We start from the raw sequence: 13,356 nt of genomic DNA, 5'->3' as shown, positions 1-13,356 counted from the left end.
GGCCGGGGCGGGCACGCGGCAGCCGTGCCCGCCCCGCCGGGAAGAGGACCCCACCCGTGAAATCCGTGGAATCCGCGCGCACCGCGCCGCGCGGCCCGGGGCAGGCCCCGCCCATGACCTCCGAGAAGCCCGCGCCACCGACGCGCCCGGCGCGCAGGAACCGCGACTGGGTGCACGGACTGCTCATGTCCGCACCGGCCGTCGGCGGACTCGTCGCCTTCGTCGGCATCCCCTTCGGCTACGCCGTGGTGCTCTCCTTCTACAACGTGCGCCTCGGCTCGCCGCTGGAGCCCACGTTCTTCGGACTGGAGCAGTACCGGCGGCTGTTCACCGACCCCGACCTCTCGGGGCCGTTCCTGCGGGCGCTGGTGAACAACCTGACCTTCGCCCTGGTCGTCGTGCCGTTGCAGACCGGTCTCGCGCTCGCGCTGGCGATCCTGCTGAACCGCAAGCTCAAGGCGATCGGCCTGTTCCGCTCCTTCTTCTTCATGCCCGTCGTCTTCCCGATGGCGCTGGTCGCCGTGATCTGGCGGCTGATCCTCGCCCGCAGCGAGCAAGGCATGCTCAACTCCGTCCTGGACGTGCTGAGTTTCGGCAACTGGGGCGCCTTCGACTGGCTGGGGGACGCGACCACCGCGATGGCCTCGATCATCGTGCTGTCGGTGTGGCAGGGCGTCGGCTTCCAGATGGTCATCCTGCTGGCCGGCCTCCAGCAGATCCCCACCGAGCTGTACGAGGCGGCCGAGCTCGACCGGGCCTCCCGGTGGCAGCAGTTCCGCCACGTCACGCTGCCCGGTATCCGCGGCACGCTGGTGTTCGTCGCCCTGCTCACGTCGGTGCTGTCCTTCCGGGTCTTCGACCAGGTGTACGTCCTGGTCCGGGGCGGCGGTCTCGACGAGGACGCCACCCGCACCGTGATGTACCAGGCCGTCACCACCGCGTTCGACCAGAACAACATCGGTCAGGCTTCCGCGATCACGGTCGTCTTCTTCCTGATCGTCGTCATCCTGACGCTCGTCCAGCGCCGCGTCGTCCGCCCCGGCAACGAGGACTGATCATGACCCGCACACCCCTGCGCCGCTTCCTCGACTACGCCGTCCTGAGCGTGCTGGCGTTCGTCTTCGCCCTGCCCGTCCTCTATCTGTTCCTGGGCAGCCTCAAGCCGTCCGACCAGGTGCTCGACGGCCTGTCCGGCTTCCTGCCCACCCATCTGTCCTTCGACAACTACACGGCCGTGCTGAACAGCTTCGACTCCGACAGCACCGGCTACTTCTGGCGCTTCATGGGCGTCTCACTGCTGCTGGCCACCGTGGTGGTGTTCGGCGGGCTGATCGTCAACTCCATGGCCGCCTACGGACTCTCCCGGCTGCGCTGGCGGGGACGCGACGCCGTCTTCGCGCTGGTCCTGCTGCTGATGCTGGTCCCCTTCGAGGCGGTGGCGGTGCCGCTGTTCTACATGTTCAACGATCAGCGCGACACCCTCTACATCCAGGCGATCCCCTTCATCGCCCACGCCTTCTCGGTCTACCAGTTCGCCACTTTCTTCCGCGCGATCCCGCCCAGCATCGAGGAAGCCGCCCGCCTCGACGGCGCCGGCCCCTGGCGCACCTTCTTCGCGATCATCGTGCCGATGAGCAAGCCGGTGTTCGCGTCGGTGGCGATCCTGACCTTCCTCACCCAGTGGGGCTCGTTCCTGTGGCCGGTGCTGATGGTCTCCGACCCCTCGGTGCGCCCGCTGCCGTTGCAGATCAGCGTGTTCCAGGGCCAGCAGCCCGTCGACTGGGGTCAGGTCCTCGCCTTCGGGGTGCTGCTGATCCTGCCCGTCCTCGTGGTCTTCGCGTTCTTCCAGCGCTGGTTCGTCCAGGGGGTGGCCAGCTCCGCCGTCAAGGGCTGAGCACGCGCAGGGCGGCCGCCCGGTGCTCGGCGGCCGCATCCGGATCGCTCTCGTCGAGCACGGTCGCGATGCCTTCGTGGGCCAGCGCCTCCTCGTACCGGTTTCCCAGCCCCGGGGCCAGCTCCAGCGCCTGCCGGTGCAGTCGCAGGGCCTCTTCGGCCAGGCCCGCGAGGCGGCAGGTCTCGGCGTAGCCGTTGAGGAAGTGGATCTTCCAGTGTTCCTCGAACAACTCGTCGAGCAGCGCGAACGCCTCCCGGTGGCTGGCCAGGGCCTCCTCGTACCGGCCCATCTGCCGCAGCGCGACGCCCCGGCAGTTGAGGCACCACGCCTGGTTGTTCAGGTGGCCGTCGTCGCGGGCCAGCTCCAGCGCCTGACGCAGGTGTTCCGCCGCCTCGTCCGGTTCCTCGTGGGCGACGGCCACGCCGAGCGTGATCCGGGCCGTCAGCGCGGGCGGCCACGCGGGGTCGGCGTGCGGGACGGCCAGCACCTCGCGGGCCCGCCGCGCCGCCTCCTCCCGGTGTCCCAGCTGAAGCATCGCCCAGGCCTCCGCCGCGGCCGCGTGGGCCGGGCCCGTCGGGCAGCCGGCCTTCTCGTACAGCGTCCCCGCCAGCCGGAAGAGTTCGAGCGGCTCCTCGACCTGTCCCGCGTCCCAGCTCACATAGCCGCGGCGCATGGCCAGTTCGGCTTCCGCGCGCGCGTCCCCCACCTGGGAGAGGCTCAGGCCGGCCGCCTCGTACGCGGCGGCGGCCTCGGCCATCCGGCCCGCGTTGTAGCGGGCGAAGCCCAGGTCGCTGTGCGCCTCGGCCAGTTGCAGCGGATCGCCCAGCCGTTCGGCGGCGGCCAGCGACCGCTCGAAGAGGACGTTGAGATGTGTGGTGCCGCAGCGCCGCGCGAAGTAGGCCCGCAGGAAGCGCGGCAGCTCGCACACGTGCGCGTCGGCTCCGACGGCGGCCGCCGTCTCGAAGGCGGCCATCAGGTTTCCGTACTCCGCGACGAGCCAGGCGAAGGCCGCGTTCTTGTCCGTGAACCGCGGCAGTTCGGCCGGGGGCCGGCCGACGGAGGGCGGCCGGCCGGGTGACACGTACGGCATCGCGGCGTCGGCGGCGGCCGCCGCGTGCACGTAGTAGTCGAGCAGGCGGCCCAGGGCGCGTTCCCGCTCGGCCGCCGAGTCCTGTTCGGCCGAGGCCCGGCGCGCGTGCTGGTGCACCAGGTCGTGCAGCCGGTAGCGGTCCGCGGTCGGCTGCTGGACGAGGTGCGCGTCGAGGAGGTCCTCCAGCATCGCCCGGGCGTCGCGCAGCGGCACGTCCGCCAGCGCCGCCACCACGTACTCGTCGAAGGACGCCCCGGGCAGCAGGCCCAGCATCCGGAACAGGCGGGCCTGGGACCGGTTCAGCTGCCGGACCGACATGGCGAACGCGGTGTCGAACTCGCTCGTGCCCTCGGCCATCCGCTCGACGAGGATGCCGACGGTCCAGCCCGGCCGGTGCCGCAGCCGTGCGCCGGCCAGCCGCAGGGCCAGCGGCAGATGGCCGCACAGCCGCAGCACCTCGGCGGCGGACCGCGGATCGCGGCCCAGCCGGCCGTCGGGCCCACCGGGGTCGCCGCTGGCACGGGCCAGCAGTCGCGCGCTCTCCTCGGGGCTGAGCACGTCGAGGGAGACCGGGGGCACCTCGTCCAGGCCGATGAGCCGGTTGCGGCTGGTGATCAGGGCGACGGAGGGGCCGGCGCCGGGCAGCAGCGGGCGGACCTGGTCGGCGTCGGCGGCGTTGTCGAGGACCACGACGACCCGTCGACGGGCCAGTTCGGACCGCCAGCAGGCGGCCAGTTGCTCGAGGCCCTCCTGCGGAACCTTCTCGGACGGCACGTCGAGCGCGCCCAGCAGCATCCGCAGCGCGGCGTCCGGGTCGAGCGGGGGCCGGCCCTCGGTGAACCCGTGCAGATCCACGTAGAGCTGGGCGTCGGGAAAGTCGGCGGCGAGCCGGTGCGCGGCGTGCACCGCCAGACAGGTCTTGCCGACGCCCGCCATGCCGTCGACGGAGACCGCCCGGTGGCTGTCGATCGCGGCGAGGACGGCGGCGAGCCCCTCCTCGCGTCCGGTGAAGTCGGGCACGTCGCGCGGCAGGTCGTTGCGGGGCACCGGCCGGGCCTGGCGGCTGCTCCTGGGGGGCGCCGGCAAGGGGTTCGACGTCCGTTCCCACAGCGGGCGCAGGGGGCGGGGGTCGCGCTTGACGAGGCGGCAGAGCGTGACCACCGCGGGCCAGGGCGGCACGGTCTGCCCGTTGAGGTAGCGCGACAGCGACGAGGAGCTGAGGCCGGCGTCGCGCGCGAGGGCCCGTACGCCCAGCCCGGAGAGTTCCTGGAGCAGGCGCAGTCGTGCCGCCAGCTCGTCCTGCGGGTCGCTCGTCGCCGCCCGTTCCTGTGTGTCCACCCGTTCCGCCCGTTCCCCCGTCGGTCCGTCCCGCTCCGGCAGAAGTCTTCCGAGCCAAGTCGCCGCTGGTCAAGGCTGTTTCAGGTGTCCCACGGTGTCCCATCGCCGTGGTCGTTGCGGGCGGTCCCGGCTGTCATGGGGTCACGCCCCGGGAGAACGGGGCACCGAACGGAAGAGGAGCAGACCGAGATGCAGTCTCGCATGCAGAACCCCGCCGTCGTGCTGTCCGGTGCGATGCGGCCCATCCAGGAGATCATCAAGGCCGTGCACTCCGGTGGCGTGGACGGGCAGACGCTGGAGCTGGTGCACCTGCGGGTCAGCCAGATCAACGGTTGCAGCGCCTGCGTCGACGGCGGCGCGAAGACGGCCCGCAAGGCCGGCGTGAGCGACGAGCGGCTGGCCACGGTCGCCGCCTGGCGGGAGGCGCCGTACTTCACCGACGAGGAGCGGGCGGCCCTCGCGCTGGCCGAGGCCGCGACGCGGCTGGCCGACCGTCCCGACGCGGTGAACGACGAGATCTGGGACACGGCCGCCACCTACTTCGACGAGAAGCAGCTGGCCGCGATCGTCCTGATGATCGGTGTCACCAACCTGTTCAACCGGCTCAACGCCACGACCCGTCAGATCGCCGGGGCGTGGGGTTGACCGTCCCCGGGGTGAAAACCCCGGGACACCGAGTTCGCGGAGAGGCCGCCGTCCCGGCGCCTCTCCATCATGGACACGCACCTGTCGATCCGCTTCCCCCTACCGAGAAGGAACCCGCTGTGACGAACGCGCAGAAGCCCGCCGAGAAGGCCACCCGGACCGACACCACCTCCGAGGGGTTCACGGCCGAGGAGCGCGCCGCGATGAAGGAGCGCGCCCAGGAGCTGAAGGCGTCCACGCGCCGCCCCTCGCGCGCCGACCGGGCGGCGGAGGACGAGGCCGCCGTGGTCGCGAAGATCGCCGAGATGCGGGCCTCGGACCGGGTCATGGCCGAACGGCTCCACGCCGTCATCAGGGAGAGCGCGCCGGACCTCGCGCCGAAGCTCTGGTACGGGATGCCCGCGTACGCCAGGAACGGCAAGATCGTCTGCTTCTTCCAGAGCGCGCAGAAGTTCAACGCGAGGTACGCGACGCTCGGCTTCAACGACGAGGCGAACCTCGACGAGGGCACGATGTGGCCGACGGCCTACGCCCTGAAGGAGCTGACCGCCGCCGACGAGGAGAGGATCGCCGCGCTCGTGAAGAAGGCGGTGGGCTGAGGCCAAGGGGGGGTGCCGCGCCGTTGGTCGGCGGCGGTGTGCGGCGGGCGTCGGTCACGCCCGCCGCGCCGCCGGACTGACCGGCGGCGGCCGGGCTGTGACCGTGGACGTGTGAATATCGGCGTGTTCTGCGTGTTCTTCTTCGTCTGACCGGGCTTCCGGCCCCGTCACCCCGACCGCGGTCGTGGGACGGGAGCCGTGACGCTGCCCGAGGCCGCCCGTGACGGGGGCCTGCTGACGTCACGGGACGCCGACAAGGCCGTGGCCGAGCTGTTCCATGGGACAGCAGCGCCGCCTCGACCTCGCCCTGGCTCTCGCCGCCCGCCCGCACGTCCTGCTGCTGGACGAGCCCACCAACCACCTGTCCGTCTCCCTCGTCGACGAACTCACCGAAGCGCTCCGGGCGACCGACGCCGCCGTCGTCCTGGCCACCCACGACCGGCAGCTGCGACGTGATCTGCGCACCTGGCCGCACCTCGAACTGTCCCCCACCGCGATCCCACGCCCGCCGACCTCGCCGGCGCGGTCATGACGACGGCCGCCGTCGCGCGCCACGGCCGGGACCGCGGCGGAGCCGGCCTGTCCGCTCGTCTCCCGGCGGCGCGTCGTCGTGCGGCTGGGCGACGCCCTCCGGGTGGTCGGGCGCCGCGGCGGCCCTCTCGGCTGTGCCGCTACGCGGCCGGACGGGTCACCAGTTCCCTGGCGTGGGACTCGGCGGCGGCGAGGGACGCGGTGCGGGAGGCCTCGAAGAGCGGGACCAGGCCGGCCATCGCGGGAACGGTCGGGGCCATGGTCAGTTCGGGGACGATGAAGGTGACGTCCAGGCCGAGCCCGGTGCCGAGGGCCTGCCGCAAGTAGCTCTGCACGTAGTCGTTGCCGTGCTGGGGCGTGCCCTCCTGGTACGACCCGCCGCGGCTGGTCACGACCACGGCGGGCTTGCCCGCGAGCGAGGGTGCCTCGGTCATCGCGGTGCGGCCCACGGTGAAGACATGGTCGAGCCAGGCCTTCAGCGTCGAGGGGATCGAGTAGTTGTGCATCGGGGCGCCGAGCAGGATCACATCCGCCGCCTCGGCCTCCTCGATCAGCTGGGCACGCAGCGCGAACGCGGCCCGCTCCTCGGGGGACTGCTCGGCGGGGGCGGTGTAGCCGGCGTAGTAGGCGGCGGCGCGCAGGTGGGGCACCGGGTCGGTGTCGAGATCGCGGTAGATCACTCTGCCCTGCGGGTGCTCGCTCTGCCAGGCCTTGCGGAAGGCGGCGGTCACGGCGCGGGAGTGCGAGTTCTCGCCGTTGAGGGAGGTGTCGATGTGCAGCAGCGTGGCCATGGTGGTTCTCCTGGACTCGGTAACCGTGCGGTCGGGCGGCCCGGACGGCCGCCCTCTCGTACGCACCAGCCTGCTTCCTCAAGCAGGCTTGAGGTCCATCGACTGTGGCCCACATCACCTCTCGGTCTCACCGCCCCCCAAGGGAAGCCGGGACCGACGCGGCACGGGGCGCGGGGCGCGGGGCGCGGGGGCGCGCCACCGCGACCGAGCAGCCGCGACGCCGCCGTACGCGCAGGAGAGCGCGGACACCGCGGTCGGCCACGGCGTGAAAACGATCATCCGGCCGAACGATGTGCCGTACACCTTCCGCCCGTGACAATCGTGCCCGCACGATCGGAACACCAAGGAAGGGAAGCTCCTTGCGCATCACCCGACTCATCGGGACCGTCCTGGGCACCACCCTGCTCATGACCACCGCGGTGCCGACCGCGACCGCCGCCGCGGGAACCACACCGCGGGCCGTCGACTCGCTGGACCGGGCCGCCCTGCGCACCACGCTCGACGACATCCACGAGGCGGGCATGTACGGCGTCCACTCGTCCGCCCGCCTCGGACAGGCGCGGTGGACCGGGGCGTCCGGACTCGCCGACGTGGACACGCGACGCCCGGTCACCCCCGGTATGCGTCACCGCGTGGGCAGCATCAGCAAGACCTTCACCGCCGTCGCCGTCCTCCAGCAGGTCGAGCGCGGCCGGATCGACCTCGACTCCCCTGTCGGCGAGTACCTGCCGGAGCTGTTCACCGGGGACGACCAGGAGCGCGGCCGGGAGATCACCGTACGCATGCTCCTCAATCACACCAGCGGGATCGGCGACTACGTCGTCGGCGCGTTCCCCTCCCTCGCGCAGAACTCCCCGGCCAGCCTCGACGAGGAGCGCTTCCGCTCCATCGCGCCCGAGAAGCTGGTGCGCCTCGGCCTGGACGCACCGGCCACCGGGCGTCCCGGTCATCAGCCGGGGTCGTACTCCAACACCAACTACGTCCTCGCGGGCCTGGTGTTGGAGAGGGTCACCGGCCAGGACGCCGGGACGTACATCACCCGCCACGTCATCGACCGTGCCGGGCTGCGCCACACCTCGTACCCGCGCACGCCGTACATCAAGGGGCCGCACCCCAAGATGTACGAGTCGTTCTACGGCTTGATCGACCCGCCCCGCGACTACAGCGTCTACGACATGTCCTGGGCGTACACGGCGGGCGCGATCGTCTCCACCACCGACGACCTGAACCGTTTCTACCGCGCCCTGTTGGGCGGCCGGCTGATCGGCCAGGAGGCCCTGGACGAGATGCAGCGAACGGTCCCCGTGCTCGTCGGCCTGGGCAGCATCGACTACGGCCTCGGTATCTACTCCCTCGACATACCGGGCTGCGGCCGCTTCTGGGGCCACGACGGAGGTGTCTTCGGGGCCGGGACCATCGCCCTGTCCAGCCCCGACGGCAAGCGTCAGCTCGCCATGGGCTGGAACCTCATGAAGTACGAGCGGCTCAACGAGGACGGCACGGCCCTGGAGCCGAGCCCGATCAACGACGCCCTCAACGTGCACATCGTTCAGGCGCTGTGCCCGTCCCCGGCGCCGGGGATGTCCCTCGCCCCGGGATCCGGGGGACCGGAGGCGGACTCCCGACGGGTCCTGCCGGACGGGCTGCCGGGCGTCGACCTCTTCACCGGCCCTCGGCTGACGACCGGCTGACGCGGGCTCGGCCCGTCCGGCAGGGTGCCGGACGGGCCACGTCTCAGCAGGAGCTGCCGCAGGACGAACTGCTGCCGCAGGAGGAGCTGCTGCCGCAGGACGACGAACTCCCGCACGACGACGAGCCGCCGCCGCAGGACGAGCCGCTCGAGGACTCGCTCGACGAGCCGCTCGAGGAGCTGTCGCACGCGGCGCCCATGACGTACCAGGACGTGTCGCTCAGCGAGCCGGCCCCGGCACCCGTCGTCGCTCCCGTGCTCCTGGCGCTGCCCGCGGACCAGGAGCCGCCACCACGCGCGGCACCGCCGCCGGCCGCCACCTGCCAGGAGTAGTCATCCAGCGCGCGCCGCCAGGCCCGCCGCAGCGCCCACGTACACCAGACGAGCAGCCCCACCACGGCCGCCCCCACCAGCACCAGTGCCATCAGCATGATCTCTTCCCCCTATCGCCGGTGTTCGTGCCGGCTGCTCCGAGGGTGCCCCGATTCATGCCTGCTTCAAGCCACGCTTGAGCAAGCCCAGAGGTTCGCCCTCCGGGCGTGTCGTACGCCTGGGACCTCCTGCCCGGGGCGCGGCGGACCGGGGCGCCTACTCCTCCGTCACGAGGCGTTCGACCGCGGCCGTCACCAGCTGTTCCCGCTCCGCCTCGGTGAAGACGTCCGGCAGGGTGAGCTGCTCGACGATCAGCCAGTTCAGGGCCAGTATGAGCAGTTTGACGGCCATGGCGTCGCCGGGGTGACCGGAGGCCTCGTGGTAGGCGACGTTGGCGTCGACGTCGGCCCGGACCCGCTCGGTGAGCACCTTGCGCAGCTCGGGGCGGCGGGTGGCCTCCAGGCGGAGTTCGAGCAGCGCGAGGTAGCCGGTGCGGAAGGAGGCGACCCGGCCGACGACTTCGCGCATCAGCTCCACGTAGGTCTCCCGGTCGCGGCCGGCGGCCCGCTGGCGGGCGATCGTGGCCTCGTCGGGCTGGAGCCGCTCGTAAACACGGGCGCCGGCCTGGGTGAGCAGGTCGTCGCGGCTGGCGAAGTAGTTGGACGCCGTGCCTGCCGGTACGGCCGCCTCCCCGTCGACGGCCCGGAACGTCAGGCCTCGCGCGCCTTCCCTGGCCAGCACCTCGATCGCGGCGTCGACGAGGGCCGCGCGTCGCTGGTCGTTCCGCCTCACCATTGACACCACTCCATGTGCAGCACTACACCCAAACCACTTCAAGGAGAGTACTACGTATGGAGTGCCACCGCCTCGGACGTCACCGAACGCGTCCTGCGGATGATCCTGCCGGGCGCCCCGCTGCCGGTTCACCTGGCGGTGCCGAGGGCGGGGCGCCCGTGCGGGTCACGCGCGGTCGGCCGGGTTCCGCAGCACCTCGATCACGCTCGCGTAGCTGTCGGATCCGTGGCCGGCGGCCTTGGCCCGCTCCATCGCCGTCCTCAGCAGTTCCGGCAGGGCGTTGTCGATGCCTCGGGCCGCCGCGGCGTGGATGAGGTGTTCGATGGCCGCGATCTGCACGTCGACCGTGGCGTCGTCCCCCGGGTAACGGCCGGCGTCCACTTGGGGCGCGTACGTGGTCAGGAAACCGGCCACGGCGGTCAGCCAGCGGATCGCGACGGGCGTGAAGGCCGTGGCCGGCGTCTTCTCCGCGCCCACCAGCGCGGTGCCGTGCAGCCAGCCGGTCATGGTGGACCACATCAGGCCGAGCAGCGCGGCGTCGTACAGGGAGGCCAGCCCGGGGTCGGTGCCGAGGTAGAGGGGGTCGCCCAGGGCCGCCAGGGTGGGCCGGTGGGCGTCGAGAACGGCGCGCGAACCGCTGTACAGGAACATCATCTCGGGGTTCCCGACGCCGGGCGGGGTGGTCATGATCGCCCCGTCGAGATAGTCGGCGCCGTGGGAGTGGGCCCAGCTGACGGCCTCGTGAGCCTGCTCCGGGGAGGAGGAGGTGAGGTTGACCAGGGCCTTGCCCGCCAGGGTGTCCGCGACGGGGTCGAGGACGGTGTGCAGCGCGTCGTGGTCGAGCACGCAGACGATGGTGAGCGGGCTCGCCGCGATCGCCTCCGCGGGCGTCGCGGCCAGGTGGGCGCCCCGCTCGACCAGCGGCCCGGCCTTGTGCGGCGACCGGTTCCACACGGTGGTGGGGTGGCCCCGGTCCAGTAACGCGGCGGCCAGCGCCGAGCCCATGGAGCCCAGTCCGAGGACGGTGACGGCCTGGCGGTCGGTGTTCATGCGTTTGCTCCTTGCGTGTGTACGTCGCTCGTGACGAGTGATCACGTGCAGGCCAACGCTCGCAGGGGGCGGCGCACGGAAGAAGTGACACCGGTGACGTCCTTCACCAAATTCCTGCCATAGCCTTCAGGGCATGAGCGTGGGTTCTGTCGCCGTTGTCGTGACCGAGGAGATCGGGGTTCCCTCCTGGGACCTCTATGAACTGAGCATCCCCTGCACAGTGTTCGGGAAGCCGCAGTCCGATCTGGCCGATCCCTGGTACGAGTTGCGGCTGTGCGGACCCGGACCGCGAGCGCGGGACGGCGCGCCGGCCGGCGCCACCGGGCTGGCGCTGCGGACCCCTTACGGTCTGGACGATCTCGTGGGCGCCGACACGGTCATCGTGCCCTCCGTGCCCGATGCCTGCGTCGAGGAGGGCAGCCCGCTGCCGCCGGAGCTCATCACGGCCCTGCGTCGCGCCCACGACGCGGGCGCGCGCATGGTCTCCCTGTGCACCGGGGCCTTCGCGCTCGCCGAGGCGGGGCTGCTCGACGGGCGCCGTGCCACCGCCCACTGGATGCACACCGCCCAACTGGCCGAGCGCTACCCGAAGGTGCGGGTCGACGCGTCCGTGCTGTACGTCGACGACGGCGATGTGCTCACCAGCGCCGGGCTGACCGCCGGGCTCGACCTGTGCCTGCATCTGGTGCGCCGCGACCTGGGCGCGCATGTCGCCAACCAGTTGGCCCGCCGGATGGTGGTGCCCGCCCACCGGCCCGGCGGGCAGGCCCAGTTCATCGAGCTGTCCGTGCCGACGAGGGACGACGAGGGACTGGCCCCCGTTCTGGACTGGGCCAGGGCTCACCTGGACCGCCCGCTGACGGTGGCGGACCTGGCGCGGCGGGCCGCGATGAGTCCGCGCACCTTCTACCGGCGGCTGCACGCGGCCACCGGGACGACTCCGCTTCAGTGGCTCCTGGAGCAGCGTCTGGGGCGCGCCCGGACACTGCTGGAATCGACGGACCTTCCGATCGAGAAGGTGGGCGAGCTGAGCGGCCTCGGCACGGCCAACAACCTCCGGCACCACTTCCTCAAGCACGTCGGGGTGTCACCGGGCGACTACCGGCGGGCCTTCCCGGCTTCGGTGGTACGGCCCGGCGAGGGAAGGGAGAGGGCCCGCGCGAGGGCGGCGGTGACCGGGGAGGCGTAGTCGGGCAGGTGCCGAGCCGCCCAGGCATCGGCCGACGTGAGGAAGCCGGCCGGGTCGTGCTCGGCGCCGTCGATCAGGTGGCGCGTCCTCGTGACGGACACCTCGATCACCGGACTGTCGTCGTGCTCGGCGTCGAGCAGCTTCCGGAGCGCCGGTGACGGGGGTGCGCCGATCCGCGCCAAGTGACCACCGCCGCCCGCATTTCGCCTTCGCGGACCTGGGCGCGACGTTAGCCTCGGCGCATGTTACTTCGTCGTAGCCATGACAGCCATGGCGGCCTCACGGCCGTGCCGCGGGACCCGCGCGCCGACGCGTACCCGATGCCGTCCGTCCCCTACGGCTGGTACGCCGTGCTCCGCAGCACGGAGCTGCGACCGGGCCGGGTCGTCAGCCTGCACTACTTCGGACGAGCCCTCGTCGCCTTCCGCGGCACGGACGGTCGGGCGTCCGTACGTGACGCGTACTGCCCGCACTACGGCGCGCACCTCGGCGTCGGCGGGAAGGTCGTGGACGGCACTCTGCAATGCCCCTTCCACGGCTGGCGGTTCGCCGCGGACGGCCGGTGCGTGAAGGCCCCGTTCGCGGCCCGCACCCCCAAGGTCTCCCTCGGCGGCTTCCCGGTCCGGGAGCACAGCGGGCTCGTCTTCGTCCATGTCGGGCCGGGTGAGCCGTCGTGGGACGTGCCGGAGATCCCGGAGACGGTGTCCCGTGACTTCGCCCGGCCGATCGACGACGTCTGCCGGGCACGCGTCCATGTCCAGGAGATGCGCGAGAACATCGTGGACGAGTCCCACTTCCACTTCATCCACGGCCAGAGCGAACCCCCTGTCCAGGAGCTGCGGACGCACGGCCCGTTCGCCGAGGTCCGCGGCCGGATCCGCCGGCGCGTCCTCGGCTGGGACATCGACAACACCTTCGACGCGTTCATGTACGGGCCGGGCGTCATGGTGGTCCGCGCCCACGGCCCGGTCCTGTCGGTGACCGCCGTCGCCCTCACCACCCCCGTCGACGACCGCACCAGCGAGATGCGGATGCTCTACTACCTGCGCAAGCCACCGCGACTGCCCTTCCTGGCACCCGCCCTCAAACTCGTCTTCCGCGCGGAAGCGCTGGCCGAGGTGCGCGAGGAGGTCCGCATCTGGGACCACAAGATCCACCAGCCACGCCCGGTCCTGCTCTCCCACGAACGGGGCATCAGGGCACTGCGCCGCTGGTACGCCCAGTTCTACCCGCCGTCCGACACGACCGCCGGGCACCTGCCCGACCCGGCGTGAGCCGCGGCCTCCGGTCCGCGCGGACGGCTGTCGCAGCGCACCGCACCGGACTCCCCCGGCGGGCTCGGTGGGCTCCACCGCGCAGGTGCGCGTTCCGC

14 protein-coding genes are annotated in these 13,356 nt (G+C 72.0%); 8 read left to right on the top strand and 6 right to left on the bottom strand.

All coding sequences use genetic code 11. The features are described 5' to 3' along the window. A partial coding sequence (locus ALMP_RS22535; RefSeq protein WP_264931087.1) for a hypothetical protein occupies positions 1-187 on the bottom strand: 187 nt, incomplete at its 3' end. Here ALMP_RS22535 and ALMP_RS22530 point away from each other — a divergent pair. Both ALMP_RS22530 and ALMP_RS22525 read left to right on the top strand, forming a co-directional pair. After that, positions 114-1,055: a carbohydrate ABC transporter permease gene (locus ALMP_RS22530; RefSeq protein ID WP_375803517.1), complete on the top strand. Its 942-nt coding sequence runs from the start codon at positions 114-116 to the stop codon at positions 1,053-1,055. The two genes, ALMP_RS22535 and ALMP_RS22530, sit on opposite strands and share 74 nt — an antisense overlap. 2 nt (positions 1,056-1,057) lie before the next feature. Continuing rightward, on the top strand, positions 1,058-1,894 hold the full coding sequence (locus ALMP_RS22525) for a carbohydrate ABC transporter permease (protein ID WP_264931083.1): 837 nt from the start codon (positions 1,058-1,060) through the stop codon (positions 1,892-1,894). On the opposite strand, the gene ALMP_RS22520 is transcribed toward ALMP_RS22525, so the two are convergent. Beyond that, a complete protein-coding gene (locus ALMP_RS22520; protein WP_264931082.1) occupies positions 1,884-4,322 on the bottom strand; it encodes a helix-turn-helix domain-containing protein in 2,439 nt (812 codons plus the stop codon). The genes ALMP_RS22525 and ALMP_RS22520 overlap by 11 nt on opposite strands. 189 nt (positions 4,323-4,511) lie before the next feature. On the opposite strand from ALMP_RS22520, the gene ALMP_RS22515 reads away from it, so the two are divergent. The 3 genes from ALMP_RS22515 to ALMP_RS22505 all read left to right on the top strand — a co-directional run bounded on the left by ALMP_RS22515 (position 4,512) and on the right by ALMP_RS22505 (position 6,098). Beyond that, positions 4,512-4,967, top strand: a complete 456-nt coding sequence (locus ALMP_RS22515) for a carboxymuconolactone decarboxylase family protein (RefSeq protein WP_264931081.1) — start codon at positions 4,512-4,514, stop codon at positions 4,965-4,967. 203 nt (positions 4,968-5,170) lie between these two features. After that, positions 5,171-5,566, top strand: coding sequence for an iron chaperone (locus ALMP_RS22510; protein ID WP_264931225.1), 396 nt, complete (start codon positions 5,171-5,173; stop codon positions 5,564-5,566). A gap of 277 nt (positions 5,567-5,843) precedes the next feature. Continuing rightward, on the top strand, positions 5,844-6,098 hold the full coding sequence (locus tag ALMP_RS22505; protein WP_375803516.1) for an AAA family ATPase: 255 nt from the start codon (positions 5,844-5,846) through the stop codon (positions 6,096-6,098). Between the two features lie 139 nt (positions 6,099-6,237). Here ALMP_RS22505 and ALMP_RS22500 read toward each other — a convergent pair whose 3' ends face one another. Then, positions 6,238-6,888, bottom strand: a complete 651-nt coding sequence (locus ALMP_RS22500; protein WP_264931080.1) for an FMN-dependent NADH-azoreductase — start codon at positions 6,886-6,888, stop codon at positions 6,238-6,240. Between the two features lie 359 nt (positions 6,889-7,247). Here ALMP_RS22500 and ALMP_RS22495 point away from each other — a divergent pair, with 359 nt between their 5' ends. Then, on the top strand, positions 7,248-8,579 hold the full coding sequence (locus ALMP_RS22495; protein ID WP_264931079.1) for a serine hydrolase: 1,332 nt from the start codon (positions 7,248-7,250) through the stop codon (positions 8,577-8,579). Between the two features lie 43 nt (positions 8,580-8,622). On the opposite strand, the gene ALMP_RS22490 is transcribed toward ALMP_RS22495, so the two are convergent. The 3 genes from ALMP_RS22490 to ALMP_RS22480 all read right to left on the bottom strand — a co-directional run bounded on the left by ALMP_RS22490 (position 8,623) and on the right by ALMP_RS22480 (position 10,795). Further along, complete coding sequence (locus ALMP_RS22490) at positions 8,623-9,009, bottom strand: hypothetical protein (RefSeq protein WP_264931077.1); 387 nt, start codon at positions 9,007-9,009, stop codon at positions 8,623-8,625. 157 nt (positions 9,010-9,166) lie between these two features. Next, positions 9,167-9,745, bottom strand: coding sequence for a TetR/AcrR family transcriptional regulator (locus tag ALMP_RS22485; RefSeq protein WP_264931076.1), 579 nt, complete (start codon positions 9,743-9,745; stop codon positions 9,167-9,169). A 165-nt stretch (positions 9,746-9,910) separates the two neighbouring features. After that, on the bottom strand, positions 9,911-10,795 hold the full coding sequence (locus ALMP_RS22480) for an NAD(P)-dependent oxidoreductase (RefSeq protein ID WP_264931075.1): 885 nt from the start codon (positions 10,793-10,795) through the stop codon (positions 9,911-9,913). Positions 10,796-10,928: 133 nt separating this feature from the next. Here ALMP_RS22480 and ALMP_RS22475 point away from each other — a divergent pair, with 133 nt between their 5' ends. Both ALMP_RS22475 and ALMP_RS22470 read left to right on the top strand, forming a co-directional pair. Beyond that, a complete protein-coding gene (locus tag ALMP_RS22475; protein WP_264931074.1) occupies positions 10,929-11,984 on the top strand; it encodes a GlxA family transcriptional regulator in 1,056 nt (351 codons plus the stop codon). Positions 11,985-12,226: 242 nt separating this feature from the next. Then, the gene (locus ALMP_RS22470) at positions 12,227-13,258 is read left to right on the top strand and encodes a Rieske 2Fe-2S domain-containing protein (protein WP_264931072.1); all 1,032 of its coding nucleotides are present in this window, start codon (positions 12,227-12,229) and stop codon (positions 13,256-13,258) included. Positions 13,259-13,356 lie beyond the last annotated feature (98 nt).

The organism is Streptomyces sp. A012304 (genome assembly GCF_026008495.1).
Taxonomy (GTDB): Bacteria; Actinomycetota; Actinomycetes; order Streptomycetales; family Streptomycetaceae; genus Streptomyces.
This window is presented reverse-complemented; position numbering and strand designations above follow the sequence as displayed.

What these genes read in the sequence shown, in the direction of transcription:
- ALMP_RS22530 (WP_375803517.1), top strand. Translation starts at nt 114, where the DNA reads ATGACCTCCGAGAAGCCCGCGCCACCGACGCGCCCGGCGCGCAGGAAC.
- ALMP_RS22525 (WP_264931083.1), top strand. Translation starts at nt 1,058, where the DNA reads ATGACCCGCACACCCCTGCGCCGCTTCCTCGACTACGCCGTCCTGAGC.
- ALMP_RS22515 (WP_264931081.1), top strand. Translation starts at nt 4,512, where the DNA reads ATGCAGTCTCGCATGCAGAACCCCGCCGTCGTGCTGTCCGGTGCGATG.
- ALMP_RS22510 (WP_264931225.1), top strand. Translation starts at nt 5,171, where the DNA reads ATGAAGGAGCGCGCCCAGGAGCTGAAGGCGTCCACGCGCCGCCCCTCG.
- ALMP_RS22505 (WP_375803516.1), top strand. Translation starts at nt 5,844, where the DNA reads ATGGGACAGCAGCGCCGCCTCGACCTCGCCCTGGCTCTCGCCGCCCGC.
- ALMP_RS22500 (WP_264931080.1), bottom strand. Translation starts at nt 6,888, where the DNA reads ATGGCCACGCTGCTGCACATCGACACCTCCCTCAACGGCGAGAACTCG.
- ALMP_RS22490 (WP_264931077.1), bottom strand. Translation starts at nt 9,009, where the DNA reads ATGCTGATGGCACTGGTGCTGGTGGGGGCGGCCGTGGTGGGGCTGCTC.
- ALMP_RS22485 (WP_264931076.1), bottom strand. Translation starts at nt 9,745, where the DNA reads ATGGTGAGGCGGAACGACCAGCGACGCGCGGCCCTCGTCGACGCCGCG.
- ALMP_RS22480 (WP_264931075.1), bottom strand. Translation starts at nt 10,795, where the DNA reads ATGAACACCGACCGCCAGGCCGTCACCGTCCTCGGACTGGGCTCCATG.
- ALMP_RS22475 (WP_264931074.1), top strand. Translation starts at nt 10,929, where the DNA reads ATGAGCGTGGGTTCTGTCGCCGTTGTCGTGACCGAGGAGATCGGGGTT.
- ALMP_RS22470 (WP_264931072.1), top strand. Translation starts at nt 12,227, where the DNA reads ATGTTACTTCGTCGTAGCCATGACAGCCATGGCGGCCTCACGGCCGTG.